14 protein-coding genes are annotated in these 20,178 nt (G+C 54.4%); 10 read left to right on the top strand and 4 right to left on the bottom strand.

From position 1 onward, the window contains the following. Window positions 1-5 precede the first annotated feature (5 nt). Entirely contained in the window at window positions 6-1,040 is a 1,035-nt protein-coding gene (locus DFP98_RS35825; RefSeq protein WP_116065444.1) for a LacI family DNA-binding transcriptional regulator, read from the top strand. Between the two features lie 241 nt (window positions 1,041-1,281). Further along, on the top strand, window positions 1,282-2,988 hold the full coding sequence (locus tag DFP98_RS35820) for an Imm51 family immunity protein (RefSeq protein ID WP_116065443.1): 1,707 nt from the start codon (window positions 1,282-1,284) through the stop codon (window positions 2,986-2,988). A gap of 81 nt (window positions 2,989-3,069) precedes the next feature. Here the strand turns inward: DFP98_RS35820 and DFP98_RS35815 are convergent, their stop codons facing one another. The 4 genes from DFP98_RS35815 to DFP98_RS35800 form a co-directional block, all read right to left on the bottom strand. Beyond that, window positions 3,070-3,312: a hypothetical protein gene (locus DFP98_RS35815; RefSeq protein WP_116065442.1), complete on the bottom strand. Its 243-nt coding sequence runs from the start codon at window positions 3,310-3,312 to the stop codon at window positions 3,070-3,072. Then, window positions 3,296-3,934: a DUF2812 domain-containing protein gene (locus DFP98_RS35810; protein ID WP_116065441.1), complete on the bottom strand. Its 639-nt coding sequence runs from the start codon at window positions 3,932-3,934 to the stop codon at window positions 3,296-3,298. The genes DFP98_RS35815 and DFP98_RS35810 overlap by 17 nt, the downstream gene beginning before the upstream one ends. Before the next feature lie 10 nt (window positions 3,935-3,944). Then, window positions 3,945-4,262, bottom strand: coding sequence for a PadR family transcriptional regulator (locus DFP98_RS35805; RefSeq protein ID WP_116065440.1), 318 nt, complete (start codon window positions 4,260-4,262; stop codon window positions 3,945-3,947). A 351-nt stretch (window positions 4,263-4,613) separates the two neighbouring features. After that, window positions 4,614-5,627 (bottom strand): substrate-binding domain-containing protein, encoded by a 1,014-nt coding sequence (locus tag DFP98_RS35800; protein WP_116065439.1) that lies wholly within the window; start codon window positions 5,625-5,627, stop codon window positions 4,614-4,616. 364 nt (window positions 5,628-5,991) lie between these two features. Here DFP98_RS35800 and DFP98_RS35795 point away from each other — a divergent pair, with 364 nt between their 5' ends. The 8 genes from DFP98_RS35795 (at window position 5,992) to DFP98_RS35760 (ending at window position 19,923) form a co-directional block, all read left to right on the top strand. Next, window positions 5,992-7,062, top strand: coding sequence for a glycoside hydrolase family 130 protein (locus DFP98_RS35795; protein WP_116065438.1), 1,071 nt, complete (start codon window positions 5,992-5,994; stop codon window positions 7,060-7,062). A 12-nt stretch (window positions 7,063-7,074) separates the two neighbouring features. Then, a complete protein-coding gene (locus DFP98_RS35790; RefSeq protein WP_116065437.1) occupies window positions 7,075-7,986 on the top strand; it encodes an ABC transporter permease in 912 nt (303 codons plus the stop codon). Window positions 7,987-8,059: 73 nt separating this feature from the next. Further along, window positions 8,060-8,953 carry a carbohydrate ABC transporter permease gene (locus DFP98_RS35785; protein WP_116065436.1) on the top strand — a complete coding sequence of 298 codons (894 nt, stop codon included), beginning with the start codon at window positions 8,060-8,062 and terminating at the stop codon, window positions 8,951-8,953. Window positions 8,954-9,014: 61 nt separating this feature from the next. Continuing rightward, complete coding sequence (locus DFP98_RS35780; protein WP_116065435.1) at window positions 9,015-10,742, top strand: DUF3502 domain-containing protein; 1,728 nt, start codon at window positions 9,015-9,017, stop codon at window positions 10,740-10,742. 16 nt (window positions 10,743-10,758) lie between these two features. Next, window positions 10,759-11,706, top strand: a complete 948-nt coding sequence (locus DFP98_RS35775; RefSeq protein ID WP_116065434.1) for a DUF1861 family protein — start codon at window positions 10,759-10,761, stop codon at window positions 11,704-11,706. Window positions 11,707-11,762: 56 nt separating this feature from the next. After that, window positions 11,763-16,685 (top strand): S-layer homology domain-containing protein, encoded by a 4,923-nt coding sequence (locus DFP98_RS35770; protein WP_181918152.1) that lies wholly within the window; start codon window positions 11,763-11,765, stop codon window positions 16,683-16,685. A gap of 755 nt (window positions 16,686-17,440) precedes the next feature. Next, complete coding sequence (locus DFP98_RS35765) at window positions 17,441-18,478, top strand: hypothetical protein (RefSeq protein ID WP_116065432.1); 1,038 nt, start codon at window positions 17,441-17,443, stop codon at window positions 18,476-18,478. 98 nt (window positions 18,479-18,576) lie between these two features. Continuing rightward, entirely contained in the window at window positions 18,577-19,923 is a 1,347-nt protein-coding gene (locus tag DFP98_RS35760) for a GH1 family beta-glucosidase (RefSeq protein WP_116065431.1), read from the top strand. The last annotated feature ends 255 nt before the right edge of the window (window positions 19,924-20,178 follow it).

The raw sequence follows: 20,178 nt of genomic DNA, 5'->3' as shown, positions 1-20,178 counted from the left end.
GCTTCATGTCCAGTACAATAAACGATGTCGCAAAGTTGGCAGGTGTATCCAGACAAACGGTTTCCCGGGTCATCAATAACTCACCGCTTGTCAAACTCGAGACAATCGTGGAAGTCCAAAAAGCAATTGCGTTGCTCGATTATCATCCCAACGTGGCAGCTCGTAATTTGGCGATTAAAACGGTAAAAACTGTCGGTTTGTTCATGCCTTTCGACGTGGAACAAGTGAGACAAAATATGTTCTTCTCTACGATCTCCGCTAAAATATGTCATTATTATGCGAAACAGGACTTTGTGCTTCAATTGTTTACGTCACCGGACGAGCGTAATTACAGCGAATTGTTTAAAAAACTGTATCGTGAGAAGCGTGTCGGTGGACTGATCCTAACTTGTCCATCCGTGAATAATGAGGACGTAATGGAGTTGCTAGCTGCAAAAGTTCCGTTTGTCATCATCGGTCGACCCGGTTTGGAACTGGAGCAAATCAATTACGTGGATGTAGACAATGTCAAGGCGGCTTACCTTTCGGTTCAAAGGTTGATTGGCCTCGGTCACCGCAAGATATGTCTTCTAAACGCACCTTCTTCCATGACATTAGCAGTGGATATTCGTAAAGGGGCAGAAGATGCTTACCGTGATGCAGGGATGCCTATTAGAGACTTAAGCGAAATACACATCGACCTCACCTTGAAATCGGCTTATGAAGCCACGTTACATGTTATGTCTTGGGAGGATCGCCCGACCGCCTTCGTCACCGCCGACGACTTGATTGTGTTGGGTGCCCAAAAGGCAATGGATCTATTGAATTTATCCATCCCTTCCGATCTTTCCGTCATATCTGTGATTAAAAACGGCTGGGCCGATTTGCTGCCTATGCCCCTCACATACATTGACGCTACCTTTGAGGATTTAGGAACGTTATCCGCCGAATACATGCTACAGACCATTTTCGAGCCTGAAAAAAAACATGTTATGCAGAAAAAGCTGAATCCGGAACTCATAGTTGGAGGAACGTGTGCGCGAATTGCAGTGCCTGTATGAGAGGATTGGGATGGAAGACAGCTTGAATCTACAGACAAGTATAGTTCAGAAGATGCGATTGTCCAACATTTAACATAGACTTTCAGCTTAGTCGATCAATAAATCATAGGTAATTTTGCTTGATTAACCCTCGGGAAGCTTCTCTTCCTTCACTCATTCTAAATGATGAACTAGAATAGATTGGAAGAGGCGGACACCAACTGGCGCCTGCTTGCTTTTTTGGACGAGAGGAAGTGGAGTAATGTCAAAAGAATTGTTGAACAAGTTGAAAAGCTGGTATGAAGATGATCAGCATGACCAAATTGCGGAAGCAATCGAACAGTTGCCCGAGTCGGAGAGGGACTATGAAATTGTAAGTCACTATGGCCGTGCGCTTAACAATTTGGGACGTTACAGCGAAGCGTTGCAGCAGCTGTTGTCGATCGAACAGCAGGGAAGACAGGATTCAGTGTGGCACTGGCGCATCGGCTATTCTTATTTTTTCTTGCAACGATGGGAAGAGGCTTTATCTGCATTTGAGCAGGCCGACAAACTAGAGCCTGATGAAACAACACAGGAGTTTATAGAAGCTTGTCGCGATACTATGGAGAGGCAAGCCGAGGCGATTAAGGAAATTAATCGTGTGCCCTTTCAAGAGCGCGATTTCAGTCAGTTTTGGGAGCGGAGCGATTATGCGGACGAGAACTATGTAGAGGCGCCGCCTACTGCAGAGATGATTGCATCCATAGAGGAGGAGCTTGGCTACAAGCTTCCCGCTGATTATATTTGGCTGATGCAGCAGCAGAATGGCGGCGTGCCGGTAAATACTTGTTTTCCAACTGCAATTGCGACCTCATGGGCGGAGGATCACGTAGCGATTACCGGTATTATGGGGATCGGGCGCGAAAAAACGTACAGTTTGTGCGGCGATTTGGGCAGCCAGTTTATGCTGGATGATTGGGGTTATCCGGACATTGGGGTGGTCCTATGCGACTGCCCGTCGGCAGGGCACGATGTGATTATGTTGGATTATCGCGCATGCGGCCGGGACGGCGAGCCCGCTGTCGTTCATGTGGATCAGGAGGCCAATTACCGGATTACCTTCCTTGCCCCGAGCATTGCGACTTTTATCGTAGGACTGGTTAATGAGGAGGCATTCGACACTTCCGAGCAGGACCAGGCCGATGATTTGGACAAGGTGGAAAATGCACCCTTCTCACCTCTGTTGAAATCATTATGCGAGAAGGCAAAGGGAATCAGCCAGATTGAAGCGGTAATCCGCAATATTTGTACCCGGATTGTAGGGGATAAAGGACATTTCTCGCTTCATGCGGACGAGCTGTCTGCGCTGATGTATGATATCCAGTTCTGGTTGTACGCCAATGTTAACCCGGCGGTAACGCGAGAGCAATATTTAGCGGATTATTCGGAGATCATCGTCTTTGCCAAAGGCTTCGGTACAGGCGGCTATGCGCCCGGTTTTATTACGGACTGGCTGGACGAACGGATCAAGCAAGGCGATATTGTGGACGACGGAGGCATATTAAGCCTAACGGAGGCTGCAATCAAGCGTTTGGTGGACAAGCTGGCGGCTATTGAATCCGATTTGGAGGATCAAGGGGCGAATTCTTTCGAAGAGGAGCTTAAGCCGTTTGTTTGGATCGAGCATGACAGCGGGAATGTCTCGATTATCTTAAATGCAGGAAGCTATAAGCAGGAACTGTTTGATACGCGTGCAGACGAAGGCTTCGAAGGCAACGGCTACGATTGGGGTTCGCTGGCTGCCGTTTATTTGGAGGAGAAGCTGCCCGAGTTGGAGGGGATTGTGCGTTTCGACCCGGAGGCAGGCATGTTCTGTGCTTATTCCAAAGATAGGGAAGCGCTGCTTCGATTTGCTACTGAGTTCAAGCAGGCTTGTGAAAATAATGAGCTGATCCGTGATTTATTTTCCAGAGCGATATTGGATTGAAGTAAATACCAACAGAAGCACCGCTTCGATTGCCTGGTGATGGACTATCGATCACTGACGGCTTGAAGCGGTGCTCTTCGTTTATTGGCCAACATTCACTCCAACATGGTTGAAGGAGTGGCGTACTTGCTTCTGTTCGACCAACTGCTGGAAAACCTTCAGCTTCAGTTCGGTGAACTCCTTGTTCCCATGCGTGGCCTCGCCCAGAGCGATGATTTTTTTGTCGGGATATCGAATTTGGTCGATCGGTTTGGGGGAACAAGCCGACAACAGCAGTAAGGTTCCAAGGGCGCCAATCGCAGCTCCGCTATTCCATTTGTTCATTGTCGATTCCTCTATCGATTTTTGCGCAGATCAAGGCCCATGCAGCGTAAAACGCAAATAGCAGGACGTAACCGATCAGCAGAACGTAGAGACCGATGCGCAAGGCTGCAAACGGGAGCTCGAAGAAGAAGGCTTGCCAGAACGCTCCTCCGGTTTTCTCCCAGATTCCCGGCGTCAGAAAGGCGCGACTGGGATGGACAATAATCCCGATATCGTAGAGACTATTGGACAAGCTGCTAAGGATCATGAAAACAAAGATAAACAGGGCTTTCAACAAGCTATGCCAAGCCTTCTTGGTGTAACGGGAATGCGAGGACTCTTTGTCGGAAAAGATGGATAACTCGCTGTCCTGTTGAGCAGGAGCGGTAAAGTATTGTTCGCCGGAACGGATTTTGCCCGCTGCATGAGTCCAGCCTGCGTCCGAAAACAAGCTGAGATAGCTTTCGTAATCGGCTTTGTTTTTGAAGGTGCGGTAATCGACGCTAAACGTCTGTTGCTGCGGAGAATGCTTGCGAAAGGTATAGAATAAGCCTTTCTTTACGAGCCTCCAACCTGCCGCAGCTTGTTCGCTTAACCATTTCTCTTCCGCTTGATAGCTTCGGAACAGTTTAAGTTTCTTCATTGCGTTCACCTCACATTTTCGCTAGGGCTTGCTTCGTTACGTTGATCATGTGCTCCATGCGCTGCATATCCATCTGCAGAATTTCCTGACCTTTGGGAGTAATGTGATAGACCTTTCTTCTCTTGTCCTCGGTGGAGACCGGCTGGATATATTTCAGCTTCAGCAGATTCTCGATTGCACCGTATAGCGTTCCTGCAGCGAGCCTCACCTGGCCGTCGCTGAACTCCTCGACCTTCTGCATAATCACGTACCCGTGCGCAGGCTCGATCAGGGAGAGCAGAATATAATACACGGTTTCTGTCAGAGGCAAATTTTTGTCTCTGTTCATGGCTAACCTAACCTCCTTGAAGCGTCTGGAAGCATCCGTTAGGGGATGCTTCCAGAGTTCAGTTCAACTATACAGTCTGACTGTATAACTTATATTATACAGTCAGACTGTATATGTCAACTGTATAAATGCGCATGATGAAGACAATTGTTCGGTACACAATGGAATTGAAAAAAGAAAGGGGGGAATCGTTGAATTCGAGAGCAGGTAAGGGGAGTTGTGGAGTTCTAACTGGAACAATAGTCACACCGAAGCGGGACGAACGTCGTCTCGTCGATGCTCATGGGAGGCGCCGGGGATCCGATGATGAATCCCCGGCGCGAACTTTGCGAATCGATAGTCGTCCGGTGGCTAATGCAGTTTCCTAACCGAGTCCCGTTCGATGATCTTGCTCGGCAAGTAGATGTTTTTCGAAGGCTCTTCCGGGTGTTTGATGCAGTGCAGCATGCGGGACACGGCTTCGACCGCGAAGTCTTCCTTGCCGATGTTGACGGATGTCAGGGCCGGAGAAATCGTCCGGCTCAGATCGGTATTGTCGAAGCTGATGAGAGACACCTGCTCGGGGACCGACACGCCTTCGGCCTGGAGCTTAAGCAAAAGCTTGTAGGCGGCCATATCGCAATGGCAGACGAAGGCCGTGGGCAGCTCGGCGGGCAGCTCGAAGTCGACCTGATAAGTCCCGTCGTCGTCGTTGTTGACGAGCAGCCAGTCCGGGGGCGCCTCCAGCCGATAGGTATTAAGGGCTTTTAAGTAGCCGCAATAACGATCCATGACACTGGTCGTATAGCGCGGGTTGCCGACGAAGCCGATCTGGGAGTGGCCTCTGTCTATCAAGTACTTAGTGACCGCGTAACCGGACTGGAAGTTGTCCGGAATGACGCAATCGAGCTCAAGATCCGTTTTGTAGAAATCGATGGCGATTACCGGGAAAGCATGGGCGGCCAGCAGTTCGACGTAGCTGTCGCTCACTTCGCCGGCAATGAAGAGGCCGCTCAGCTCCGAGGCGTCCTGGGCCAGGGAGAGAGGGAGCGCGCGACTTTGTTCCTGCTCCGGATCGAGCAGATAGATGGACAGGCTGATTCCCAGCTGCGTGCATTCCTGATTCATGTGGTAGTAAATTTTCGTATAAAAGTTGTCGGTGTCGAGGAAGAAGCGCTTCGGCACGACGATCCCCAGCTTGGAGACGTTATTGGCTTGCTTGGACGCGCTTTTAGGAAGATAGCCGAGTTCGCTCGAGGTTTGAAGTATCTTTTTGCGCAGGCTTTCGCTAACGCCCGGTTGATTGTTAAGCGCTTTGGAGACGCTTACCTTCGTAATGCCCAAGCGGTTTGCTATCGTATCCAACGTTACTTTTCTCGATTGCATAATGGCTAGCTCCTAAGAATAATAATGTTCTCTTTTCATAAAATATAAACGAAAGTAACTTTACAAGTCAATTATTAGCAATGGAGACGAGAAAGTTACTTTACAAAACAGCCGAAAGGACATGAACAGCTGAGAAATCGAACGATAGGGAAGATTCCCGGTTCGCTTAGATCTGACAAGAGAAAACAAGGACTGATAGAATTCTCCCCTCTTTAATCTCTTTGTTTTGTTACTTAAAAATAACTTTATTTATGGGGATTGACATTTGAATTTAACTTAATTTATAATCGCAAACATAAGGTAAAATTACCCATGGCCGTAAATGACGCAAATTCCGATTTCAGCAGGAATGGAGAGAAGCGATATGCCGATCGTAAGATCGCCGCAAAACCCGATTATTACGCCGCAAGATGTTAACGCTTCCAAAGCGGGTTGGGAGGTCATCGGCGTCTTTAACGCCGGGGTCGCCCAGCACCGGGATGAAGTCATTCTGTTGCTCCGCGTCGCGGAGAGGCCGATCAACGATAACCCGGACGTCTATTATACGCCTGTCTACGATGCTCAGACGAACCGATTGGGAGTTCGGACGATCGAAAGAGGACCGAACGTCGATTTCTCGGACGTAAGAGTCATCAGGACGCCGGATAAAAACTACTTAACTTCAATTTCTCATTTCCGGGTCGCCCGCAGCCGAGACGGCATTCTGTTCGAGATCGACGATAAGCCTGCAGTCCTGCCGAGTTCCGTTTACGAGAGCTATGGCATAGAGGATCCGCGAATCACGTTGATCGAAGGTACTTTCTATATTACTTACTCGGCGATCTCGGAGTACGGGATTTGCACGGCGCTCCTGTCCACGAAGGATTTCGTCAGCTTCCGGCGGGAAGGCAACGTGTTTCATCCCGACAACAAGGACGTCGTCATCTTTCCGAGAAGGATCGGCGGCAAATACTACGCGCTTCATCGGCCTTCGTGCTCCCACTACGGCAAGCCGGAGATGTGGATCGCCGAATCGGACGATCTTCGGCTATGGGGCAACCATCGCCATCTGATCGGCGTGCGCGAAGGGGAGTGGGACGGCGGGCGGATCGGAGCCGGGGCTGTGCCTTTCGAGATCGAAGAGGGCTGGCTCGAAATCTATCACGGCGCCGACGCGGACAATCGCTACTGTTTGGGCGCGTTGCTGCTGGACAAGGACGAACCGTGGAAAGTCGTCGCCCGAAGCGCCCTCCCGTTCATGGAGCCGGAAGAAGCATTCGAGGTCGAGGGTTTTTTCGGCAACGTGATCTTCCCCTGCGGCGTCCTCGTCGAGAACCGCGTCGTGAAAATGTATTACGGAGCGAGCGATACGAGCGTCGGATACGCGGAGATTCCACTGGACGACCTCGTCGCCCACCTCGTGCGGGGTTCTGCGGAACCTTCGCCGACGGCCTAAGGAGGGAATCGGATGCTGCACGAAATTGCGAAGAACCGCTATTTGTACCTTTTGACCGTGCCGGGAATCGTGTTCCTGATCGTCTTTAATTATTTACCGATGGTCGGCTTGTATTTAAGCTTCGTGGATTACAACCCGATGGCCGGGTTATATGGAATGAAGAGCGAGTTCGTCGGGCTGTCCAATTTCGAGTTTTTCTTCGGTTCAGGCGATTGGGTGGCGATTACCTTCAACACCCTTTACTTGAATGCCCTGTTTATCGTCACCGGTCTGGCGGTTCAGATGTTCATGGCGATCGGGCTCAACGAGGTTGCCGGCAACCGATTCAAGAAGCTGGCGCAATCGTTCATGTTCCTGCCCAACTTTCTGTCTTGGACCGTCGTATCGATTTTCTCCATCGCCGTGTTTTCGACCGATACGGGCGTCGTCAACGCCGTTCTGACGGCGCTGGGGCTGGAGCCGATCAACTTCTATCAAGACGCGTCGAAGTGGCCGCTCATCCTCGTGCTCCTGAAGCTGTGGAAAGGCGTCGGCTTCGGAACGGTCATCTATCTGGCCACGCTGGCCGGCATGGATCAGGAGATGTTCGAGGCGGCGAAGATCGACGGGGCCAGCCGGTTCCAGTCGATCCTCTACCTGACGCTGCCGATGCTGAAGACGACCACGATCCTGCTGCTCATTCTCTCGGTCGGAGGCATCTTCTACGGGGATTTCGGGATGATCTTCGCCTTGATCGGCGACAACCCGCTGCTCAGGCCGACCACCGATGTCATCGATACCTATGTCTACCGCGCGCTGAGAATGAACAACGATATCGGCATGTCTTCCGCAGTCGGTCTGTTCCAGGCGTTCGTCGGCTTTATTCTCGTCGTCTCCGTAAACGGGATTACGCGAAAAATTGAGAAAGATTCGGCGCTCTTCTAGGGCGTGTCTGCATACCCCGAGGACAGCGGGTTTGCAGACACTCCCAAGAGACCGGGAGAAAGGAGAATCCTCTATGAACCGTCTATCTATCGGAGATCGGACGATGATGCTGGTCTTCTACGTCTCGATCGGCCTGTTCTCCATCCTGTGCGTCCTCCCGATGTGGATCGCTCTCATGGCTTCCTTCACCAACGAGCTGGAGCTCATTCGCAGCGGATACGGACTGTGGGTCCGCAGCTTCGACCTGACCGCGTACAAGCTGATCTTCACCGGAACGGGAAGCGTCTATCGCGCCTACGGGGTTACGGTGCTGACTACGATTGCGGGCGTGGTGCTTACCGTCTTTCTGACGAGTTCGTTCGCTTATCCGCTCTCGGTGAAATCTCTGAAGTACCGCAACAGGCTTTCATTTTTCTGCTATATCACCATGGTGTTCAACGGCGGCCTCGTCCCGACCTATATTTTGACGACCCGCTTCCTGCATCTTCAGGATACGCTCTGGGTGCTGATCATCCCGGCCGCCCTGAACGGATTTAACGTGTTCCTGATGAAAAACTACTTCGCTACGCTCCCGGAAGCATTGGCGGAATCCGCGAAGATCGACGGCGCGAGCGAGATTTATATTTATTTCAAAATCATTCTCCCGCTATCGATGCCCATTCTGGCGACGATCGCGTTGTTCGCGGCAATCGGGTATTGGAACGAATGGTTCCGGGTGCTTCTCTTCATTAACGACAAAGAGCTGTTCACGCTGCAGTTCCTCATCATGAGGCTTCAGCAGCAGGCGGAGTTCCTGAACTCCTCGCTTAGCGCCTCGGCCAGGGCCGCGCTGGGCGGACAGACGATCCCGACGATCGGAATCCGCGTAGCGACGGCGATGGTCTCGATCGGCCCGATCATCCTGTTGTACCCGTTTCTTCAGAAATATTTTATCAAGGGACTGACGATCGGCGCTGTGAAAGGTTAAGGAAGGCTATTGCCGGCATGGCCGGTTAGCATAGATTCAAATCTACGGGAGGGTTAATGGGATGACTAGAATAACGAGAAAAAGCACGGCGTTGGCTATCGCGTTACTGCTGCTTCTATCCGTTATGGCGGCATGCTCGAAAAACGAGAAAGAAAGCGGGGGCTCCCCGAGCGCTTCGACGCCCGCTTCCCCGTCGGCATCCGAAGCGACGAAACCGAGCGAGTCAAGCGAACCGGGCGAATCCGCCAAAGCGCCGCCGGAGGAAGTTACGCTGGAATTTTACATGCCTTCGGGAACGGCGGACGTTAACGACTTGCAGGCGGTGCTCGACCGGTTTTACGCGGACACGAAGGACACCTTGAATACGAAGTTCAAATTCAACTTCACGACCTTCGACAACATCGGTCAGCAGGTATCCCTGAAAATCGCGGGCGGAGAGCAGGTCGACAGCGCGTTCGTCGCACAGTGGACGGCCCCGAACATCAATCAGATGATCGCGAAGAACCAATTGGCCAATCTGGACTCTTACTTTAACAACGATCAATACCCGGGCTTGAAGAAAGCGTTTACTCCGGAATATCTGAAAAATAACAGCTTTATCGACGCCAACGGCGAGTCTCATATTTACGGTATTCCGTTTACGCACGGGTTCGACGGCGGCGGAGTCATCTACTATCGCCAAGACCTCGCGGAGAAGCACGGGATCTCCGAGATCAAATCGGTCGAGGATCTTACGAAGTATTACGATGCCATCGTGACGAATGAGAAAGGCATGGTCCCTCTTTCGTGGAACGGAAGTCAGGATCTGATTTCCGACGTATTGTGGACGATGGTAACGCCGCTTACGACGAAACACAACTTCGAGACGTATGTGGCCGGCACGAACAGCAGCATCGCCATCAAGCCGGACGGTTCGCTGTACGTGGCGAAGACGGTGAATCCTTGGAGCGACCCCGAATTCATGGCGCTTCTGCCGGACGAATTGAAGTCCGTCGATCCGCTCGCCGGCTTCAAAATGGCGAGAGAATGGTACAAGAAAGGATACCTGGAGAAGGACATACTGGCCCAGAAGGATCCGGACGGCCAGTTTATGTCGGGCAAAGCCGCGTCCGTCGTGCGGACTCTGGACATTTATCCGTCGCAGAAGCAGCAGCTTGAGACGGCGATCCCCGGGGCGAAACTGGGATACTTCATTATTAACCCCGGTTATTTGACCGGAACGCCTAAAGCGGTCGGCAGCGACTTCAAGGCTTGGAACTTCGCGGCTATTCCGTCCAACTCGAAGAACATCGAGCGTACGATGCAGTTTTTCGATTGGCTGTTCAGCGATCTGAACAATCACGACTTGTTCGAGTTCGGCATTGAAGGCAAGCATTGGACGGCCGAGGGCGACAGCAAATACTCGATTCCGGCCGGCGTGGACGCCGCGGCCAACTACAACTTCCCGGGCTTTACGCTGACCTGGAACCCGACGATGGTTCGTTACGACGGGAATACGCCTGACGACGTGGTGACGACGCTGAATAACTTGGGCGATACGAACTTCTTCTTCAAGAAGCTGTCCGCGGGCTTTAACTTCGTGACGGACAACGTCAAGAACGAGACGGCGAAGCTGAACGACGTGAAGTCGCTCCTCCGGACGATCGGGGACGGCGTCACCGACGACATCGAAGGTACGCTAGCCAAGGTGCAGAAGGAGTTCGAAAAAGCCGGCTACGAGAAGGTGCGTCAGGAGCTGGAGAAGCAGTTTTCCGAGTTCTTGAAGACGAATCCGTACGAAGGACAATAAGGAGCAAGAGACCGATATGCTGATACAACGTTCCGGATTTCAAAGCTGCGCGGAGTTGATGCAAGAGTTCTCCGGGAAAAACGGGGGACGCTCGGCGCGGCGGCTCGTATTCGAAGGTGTAGGGGACCGCGACGTCTACAACATTACGGCGCCGTTCAAGGATGGCGGAGACGTCATCCTGGCGGGCCGGGTGGAAGGACGGGAGACCGAAAGGTCGAACGTTCTTTTCTTCCGGCGGCAAGACGACGTCTGGACTCCGCATCCCGATTACCCCGTCTACGAGCTTCAGGACCCTTTCTATACGAGGATTAATGGGGAACTGATCTTCGGCGGAGTCGCCGTCATCGCCGATCCTCTCGAACCGGAGCGAATCGTCTCCTGGGAGACCCGCTTCTATCGGGGGAGCGACGTTCGCAGCCTGCGGCCGTTCCTGACGGGGCCGGCACGGATGAAGGATGTCCGGCTGATCGAGCTCGCAAGCGGCGAGATCGGCGTATTCTCCAGGCCTGGCGGTTTGCTCGGCGGGGGGCCGGGCAGCGTCATCGGCTTCGCGAAAGCCGGCTCGCTGGAGGAAGTGTCGACCGAGCTGATCGCGGACGCACAGCCTTTCTACGAACAGTTTTCTCCGCTGGAGTGGGGCGGGGCCAACGAGGCTCATCTGCTCTCGAACGGTTGGATCGGCGTGCTCGGACACGTCGCCGAGTTCGACGGAGGCGATAGACGGTACCGGGCGATGACGTTCGCCGTCGACCCGGCAAGCGGCGAAGCCACGCGGATGAAAATCATCGCGTCGCGCGGCAGCTTCCCTCCGGGCGAAACCAAGCGGCCGGATCTGCAAGACGTTGTCTTCAGCGGCGGGCTCGTGCGAAAAGCCGGAGGTTTCGCCGACCTGTACGTCGGGGCGAGCGACGCCGAAGCTTACCGCATCGAGATCGAGGACCCGTTCCTGGAATACGAGCATTAACGCAAACGATCGCTATCGTAGAAACAATCGTCGCATGACTATGGGGAGGGATGATCATGAAGCGGCTTACGGCTTTTCTGTTATCCTTAACGCTCTTGATCCCTGTATGGACATCTACGGCAATCGCTTCGACGGGGGATACGATTCAAGTTTCATACGCGCTGAATAACGGCGATTTCAGCCAAGGCTTGACCGGGTGGGACAACAACAATTCGCCCGGCGCGACGGATAAAATCAGGGCCGAGCGGACGTTGATTCTGGAGCCGGGAGCGGCCGTCTGGCAGCCGATATCCGTCACGAACGACGCAGATGGGCCTAGTGTAAGCGACGCTGTCTACGCAAAGGTGTATGCGATACTGAGCAGCGACGTTACGACGGACGACAACGTAACGGTGCGATTGGTTGCGGGAGGGCAATTGGCGGAGGCGAGCAGTCTGGCCGGCGTGCCGCGAGAGGCGCCGGTCGAACTGCTCTCCCAAGCCAAGGAATTAAACGGCAGGATTCCTCCAGGTCAAGATCAGCTCTGGATTGAGCTGCACAACGATACGGCGGGAACAATCGAGGTAACGCGAGTCGAAGCGTGGGGGATAGACGCCGCTGACCGGGTCAAGCCGTACGCGGTTCCGAACGGGGATTTCTCCGGGCCGCTGACCGGCAACTGGGAGTATAACGACAAGGTCTCCGTAAGCACCGGCGTCTATCTGGAGCCCGGGGCGGCGGCTTGGCGCAGCCTTCCGATCGGCAACTTGCCGGCTTTGCCGCAAGCCGGAGACAAGGTCGGCGTCAAGGCGAACCTGTTCGTCCCGACGGCGGTTAACCGTACGGACAGTGTGTTCGTTCGCTTAAACGCCGGAAGCAACACGCTTCGAGATATCGACGACATCGCCGGGACTCCGCGCGGTCGATGGTTCTCGGCCGCAGGCCGGGTGATCGCGGCGGAGGGCATGATCGATGCGGCATCGACGGAGCTCTGGATCGAGCTTCACAACGATACGAACGTTCCCGTCCGGTTGAAGGGGTTAACGTTAACGGCGGAAAGATCCGCGGCCTCGGTCTACGACTTGAACCGCGACGGAACGGTTGACGAGGCGGACGGAGTTTGGCTCGAAGAACGCATCGCCGGCGGTACGTTCGATTCTGCCGGGGACTTCGACGAGGACGGACAATTGACCGCCAAGGATCTCGTTTATTTCAAGAAATTCGGTCTTCGCATCGGGGAAGAATTCTATCTGAACCTGAAGCACTTTAATTTCATGAACGAGAATGTCGAGATCGACGGCGTGCCGATGATGGTCACGCACCTGTATTCCGAGCCGATCGACCGGAGCGACCCTTCCAAAGGGTACGCCTGGGTAGGCGATCCCCAGGAAGGCTTCGCCGCGGTGGACGACGTTTCGCGCGCGGTCATCGCTTACGCGGAACACTTCGGTCTGTACGGCGATGCGCTCAGCTACGACAAGATCAAACGAGGACTCGAGTTCCTCATGTGGATGCAGCACGAGGACGGAGACTTCGACAACTTCGTCGTTCAGGATCCGGACGGCACGATTCGGCCGAAGGATAGCGCTTCTTCGCGTAAAAGCTTCAGCTGGTGGGCGGTACGCTCTTACGAAGCGTTCGCGACGGCCTTGCCGCTGCTCCAAGCGGACGATGCCGCGTTGGCCGGCCGGGTGAAGGACCGTCTTGCGCTTTGCTTGAAACGTCTTAAGGAGATGACCGACCCGTATTACGGCCAATACGGCGATGTCAGCGGAATCCGGACGGCCAAATGGCTGCTCTACGGAGATTCCTGGCTCACATCGGCGGCGATCAACGCGTTGGCGGAGCATGACAAAGTAGCCGACAACGCCGCGACGAAGTCCGCGATCCAGGAATCCGTTCGCAAGCTGGGCGAAGCGGTCGCGGCCACTCGGGCCGGGGATTTCCGGGAGTACCCTTACGGCGGATACATGCACCGCTACGAAGGCATGCCGGGAATCTACAATTGGGACGAGTGGGGCAGCGTTCAGATTCGGGCGATGGCTTATGCCGGCCGGATCGTCGGCGTTCCGGCCTGGATCGAAGCGGCCGAGCACGCGGCGGACAGCTTCCTGTCCGACCTGCTGATCTCCGGCCGAGCGGAGACGATGCATCCGAACAAGAAGCCGTATCCGCAGATCAACTACGGAACGGCCAGCTACGTCGACAACCTGCTTGCGCTCTACGAAGTAACGGGCCAAGCGAAATACGCGGAGCTAGCCGGAATCGCGGCATCGTGGTGGACGGGGAACAACGAGCGCGGATTCCCGATGTTCAATGAGACGCAAGGCTATGCGTACGACGGCTTCTACGACAGCGAGGTCAACATCAACAGCGGAGCCGAATCGCTGGACGAAGCCATACGCGGCTTGGCCCGAGTGCTGGAAAATCCGATCGCGGAAGCCTATCTGTACGCCCGCAAGACGGCGGGCAATCCGGCATTGACGCTGGAGGCGGAGGCGTTGTACCAACGAGCGGCCCCTCCGGACGAAAGATTGGTATTCCCGAACGGCGATCTGAACGATCCGAACGCTGCGCTCGTTAAGCAGGATGCGGACTCGGGGACGGACGAAGCGAAAATCTACGAGGACGTTCAAGCTCTGACGGGAGAGCGGGAGGTTTATCCCGGTTGGACGGGATCGAAGGCGTTGTTTGTCGCCGCGACGGGTTATAACAATCTGCGTCTGTTTAATGGAAGCTGGCTCAAAACCGAGCTTCCGGTTGGCGGAGCTACAGGAGGATTCCAAGCCGGGGATGCGGTCAAGCTGGAATTCGCGGCGAGGGTGGAATTCGATACGTCGTTGAAGGCCGAGGTGTACGCGGTACTGCCTAACGGAGACAGAGTCCGCGTCGCGGACGCGAACGACATGAAGTATCATCCGCGTACGTGGTATGCCGGATCGAGTTCGGTGAAGACGACGCCGGTCGCCAAAATTCCGGAGGGGACGACGAAGCTGGAAATCCGCTTCGATGTCGTTTCGACGAAGAACCCTCCGCATGAAGGCTACGCGATGGTCACGGAAGGCAAGCTTTACCGGATGAGCGTGCCGGAGATCCGGTACTCGAACACCGATCTGTCCGGGTCGAGTTACGTACAGATCCCTTCCGGGCAACGGAGAAGCTTCGATATCGAGGTGCCCGAAGCCGGGAAATACGACGTCATGCTGAGCTATATCGCGAATCCGAACGCCAAGGTGAATGTCGGCTTTAACGCGCTTGAACCGAAGACGGCAGCTCTCAAGGGTACGGGCAACGATGTCGTGCAGATTCGGCGGATCGATTCGGTAGAGCTGGCGCAAGGCGTGGCGACGTTGGTTCTGGAAAATCCCGATGAGTCCGTTCCTGCCGATATCGATGCGATTATATTGTATCCGGCGATCTCTTATGCGACGTATACGTTGCCGGGCGGCGGATCGGCGAAGGCGCTGCGCGACAGTCTATCCGGAACGCTGGCGGTCGGCGCCGCGGCGCAGGTGGACGGCAGACAAACGATCTTGCTGGATTCGCCGACGGCCGCCATAGTCGCGGGCTCCGCCTTGCGGCTTGCGGGGACGGTGACGCAGGCGGGCAGCGGAACGTCTGTCGCAGGTGAGAACGTAACGGTATCCGCGCTTGGCGGGAGTGCGTCGGCCAAGACGGATGCCGATGGCCGATTCGCGGCGGTGCTCGACATCCCGGCCGCTACCGCGCCGGGAGCCTATCGTGCGAAAGCATCGACCGCATCGGGCGAAGCGAGCGTCGGCTTCGAAGTGATCCGGAGTTCCGGAAGCGGGTCTTCCGGCGGGAGCGGAGGCGGAGGCTCTGCGCCGGTTTCCGAGCCGAACGCGGACGGAAGGCTTGAAGTCACTAAGGCGCATCTGCTTCCTCGTCAGGGAGGAGGCACCCGGATCGTAATTCCTGAAGGAACGAACGAGATTCGAATTCCGCAAAAGCTCTTGGAAGAGCTGGCGTCCGGTCCGATCGAGTTCGCGGGGCAGGGGATCGGCCTGACGTTTCCTGCTGACTTTGCTGCGGATCTGATCGAGCAAGCCAGAACGGCGGGGATGAAGGAGTGGGCCTTCGACCTTGAGGTCGTACGGTTGGCGGATGGAGACGCGGATGCGATGTTGAAGGATGCCGCTTCGTCCGTTAACGCGAAGCTGAAGCGGGGAAGCGATTTCTACGAACTGAAGCTCTCGCTCTCTAGGCCCGACGGGGAAGCTTTGCCGCTTAGAACCTTCGGCAAGCCCGTGCGGATCGTTCTGCAGAGCGGGAGGGACGTGAATCCTGGCTGGTCCGGCATTTATTATCTGAACGGCAGGAGTCTGGAGTACGAGGGAGGCCGGAGCGAACCCGGCGGGCTCGTCGTTGCGGACCTGAATCACTTTAGCGTTTATGGCGTGCTGGAATACGTCAGAGCTTTCCGCGACGTTCCGGCTTCTCATTGGGCCTATTCGGCAATCACCGAACTGGCGGCCAGGAGAATCGTCAACGGCATATCGGAAGCCGATTTCGGCAAAAACTTGGCGGTAAGCCGGGCGGAGATGACCTCCTTGCTGGTTAGGGCTTTGGGAATTAAGGGCGGCGACGTTTCCGTGTCGGAGACTGGCTTCTCCGACGTAGATGCCCGAAGCTGGTATGCGAATGAAGTTGCGGCAGCGGTCGAAGCGGGCATCGTCTCGGGCAGATCGAAGGAGCGGTTCGCTCCGACGGAGACGATCACCAGGGCGGAGTTGGCGGCTATGTTAATGCGGGCGCTGAAGCAGACGGCGGTCCAAGTGCCGACGGGGGCCCGGGCGACGGCGGATTTCGCGGATCAATCCGACATTCCCGATTTGTTCGCGAACAGCCTGAGCCGAGCCGTGGGAGCGGGATTGCTGCAAGGCGACGATCGGAATCGTCTTCGCCCTAACGATAAGCTGACCCGTGCCGAAGCGGCGATCGTGTTGGTGAAACTAATGGACATTGCGAAGCTGCGATAACAGCAGAAAAGCCTGCGATAGCTCCTTGGTCAAAGGGGCATCGCAGGCTTTTTTTTGACGATTCAGTTAGGATAAAATTCGCTGAGTGCGGGCGGCCAACCGAGTCAGAAAATTAAAGCGGAAAATCCACCGTAATTCTCCAAAATGAGCGAAAACAAGCGATTTAAGAAGGAAAATCGGGCTTATCTTTTCAGAATAAGCGATTTTGCGGATTTAAAGCGGATAACCCGTCTTATTCGCCTCCAAAAAAGTGCGGCAGCACTTTTAACGCGGCTTTTCCGCCTTAGACTAACAAGTCGTTTAGGCTTTGCCTGAGCGGATCGAGTCGAACACTCTGTCCCAGTAAATTTGAGCAATGCGCATTGCTTCAGCGCCTATGGTACGCCGAAGGCGCTTTTGCTTGCGGCTCGTTCCAGGTTAACTAACTCGAGAATTCGGAGTTGTATATCCTCGACTGTTCGTCCGGTTTGTTTCAATTGTGTAAGCAGCTCGCGAGGATCGAATCCGGCATTTTGCGTGAACCTCCCGGGAAAATGGTGTGAGCTTAAGGTTCGCGGAGAGCGTCCTGTTTCCACTTTAGCCTCACAAGTTTAATAGTAGGGAGATCATGGCGCAAGAATAGGCCCATTCTTCCGCTCTCGCCAATCCTTTGCAACATCGTTGCCCCCTAAAACGTTGTAATAACCAGGAGAGCGACCGGAAATCCGCTGAATCGCTCCACTAGACACATTGCATTTTTACGGGAGGTCATACCCATGAGTACGAACAAAAGAATTAAATTTGCCGCATCTGTGCTGGTTTTGTCCATTGCGCTATCCGCATGCGGGACCAAAAATAACGCACCCGATACGCCTACCGCGACCTCGACGCCGTCCCCAACGGCGACTGAGCCTGTACCTTCAGGTTCGGCAGCGCCTGAGGAATCGACGCAGGAGATGGGCGAGCGGATCGTGAGCGAGTATCGCGCTATGACGCTTGCCAGTAAACCGGCCAACGAGCTGTACGCCGGGCTCAAACAAGCGATCGGGCAGGATTCGCTAGAACCCGCTCAAGCGGATGAGCTGATTCGCGCGTTGGAAGCCTTCTACAAGAAGGATCTGCCGAAAGCCGAAAAAAGCTTCGAAGATGCAAAGGTGCAGCAAGCGTTGTCCAAGCTGGATTGGCCGCTGACGGATGAAGCGATCGCAGGGCTGAAGGACGATGACGTCCGCCAACTCGTCGAGAATACGATAGCCGGAGGCTACAAAATCGACACCGCGGAGGGCTACTATTTTCCCATCGTGGATTACGGCAAGCTGACGGCTTTCGGGGATAAAGTTTCGGTAGCCATGAAAGCTTACCTGGAGCTGATGGCGAAGGAATCCGATGCGCCGTCCGCGAAGGATGCGGGACTGGTGATTTCCTGGGATGAGCTGGCGACGAGAGTGTTGGCGAGCGAGAGCTACATCGTTACGTTTCCGGACACCCCCGAGAGAAAACAAGCAGAGGACTACTACGTCCGCTACTTGAGCTTTTATTTTATTGGACTTGACAATACGCCGATTTTCGATTACGAGACGTTCGCCGTGCTGCCCGAGCTGAAGAGTGAATACGAGCGGATGGCAACTTCTCATTCAGGAACGATCGCGGGCCAATACGCCAAGGAGTTCCTGGACATTCTTGCGGAATCTAAGGATCAAGTATTCATCAAAGGCAAAAACGGAGAGCAGACGGACGTGCCGGCCGTCAAGAAATTTCGCGACAAGCTGCAGGATGAAGCCGTCTCCAAGCTGCCCACCGCTAAAAAGCAATAAAGACACGCCAAAATCGCATACAGGAATTGCTCTCCCCTCCGTCGAAATCACATCTTAGAAAACGTTTTCTATTCTAAGCGGGCACGGAGGGATTTTTTATGGCCAACATTCAATTTCCACAGGATTTCGTCTGGGGGACGGCAACGGCTTCTTATCAGATCGAGGGCGCATATCAAGAGGACGGGCGAGGGCTGTCGATCTGGGACACGTTCTCCCATACGCCGGGCAAGGTGTTCAACGACGACAACGGCGACGTGGCGTGCGACAGCTATCATCGGTATGAGGAAGACGTGGCTCTGTTGAAAAAGTTGGGGGTGAAGGCGTATCGCTTCTCGATCGCCTGGCCCCGCATTTTCCCGCAAGGGACGGGCGACGTGAACGAGAAGGGGCTGGAGTATTACCGGAAGGTCGTGGACGCCTTGCTTGCCGCGGGCATCGAGCCTTGCGCCACGCTGTATCACTGGGATTTGCCGCAGGCGCTGCAGGACAAAGGCGGCTGGGACAACCGCGAGACGATCGACGCGTTCGTGAACTACGCGGAAGTCATGTTCAAGGCATTCGACGGCAAGATCAAGCAGTGGATTACGTTTAACGAAACGTGGTGCGTATCGTTCCTGTCCAACTATATCGGCGCCCATGCTCCGGGCAACCGTGATCTTCAGTTGGCGATCAACGTCGCCCACCACTGCATGGTCGCGCATGGCGAGGCGGTCAGGAAGTTCCGCGAGCTCGGTATTTCGGGAGAAATCGGCACGACGCACAACTTGTACTGGTTTGAGCCGTATACGACTTCGCCCCAAGACATCGAGGCAGCTCGCCGCAACCGCGCGTTTAACAACGAATGGTTTATGGATCCGACGTTCAAAGGCAGCTATCCGCAGTTTATGGTCGATTGGTTCAAAACCAAAGGGGCGACGGTGCCGATCCTTCCGGGAGATATGGAGACGATCGCGCAGAAGATCGATTTTATCGGGGTCAACTACTACAGCGGCGGCTTCGGACGTTATAAGGAAGGCGAGGGTCTGTTCGACTGCGAGGAAGTGCAAATCGGCTTCGATAAGACGTATATGGACTGGAACGTCTATGCGGACGGACTGTACAAGGTGCTGAGCTGGGTGCATGAGGAATACGGCGATACGCCGATCTACATCACCGAGAACGGCGCCTGTTACGAGGACGAACTGACCGCTGACAACCGCGTGCATGACGTCCAGCGTACCGACTATTATCGCAAGCATTTTATCCAGTGTCATCGCTTGATCGGTTCCGGTGTGCCGCTGAAGGGCTACTTCGCCTGGTCTTTGCTCGACAACTTCGAGTGGGCGGAAGGCTACCGCAAACGCTTCGGCATCGTCTATACGAACTACGAGACGCTGGAGCGCCATCCGAAGATCAGCTACTATTTTATTCAGGATGTCATTGGGAAGAATGGATTCGACGTCTAAGATGCGAATGCAAGCTGGAGATCATTGAGAAATAAAGCAAGGGGGATGCACCTCCCGGCGACCTACAAACGTCCATCATTAAAGCCTGGTTCGAGCTACTTTGTACGATTCTTCGAACAAACGTCCATCATTAAAGCCTGGTTCGAGCTGCTTTGTACGATTTAATACGAAAATTCGGACTACCTTTAAACGCGCGTTGTAACGGATTTTGGACAAAAAAAGACCCCCCGCCCCAAAAATCCGTTTGGATTTTAA

Origin of the sequence: Cohnella phaseoli, assembly GCF_003386235.1 — a bacterium.
Taxonomy (GTDB): domain Bacteria; phylum Bacillota; class Bacilli; order Paenibacillales; family Paenibacillaceae; genus Cohnella; species Cohnella phaseoli.
This window is presented reverse-complemented; position numbering and strand designations above follow the sequence as displayed.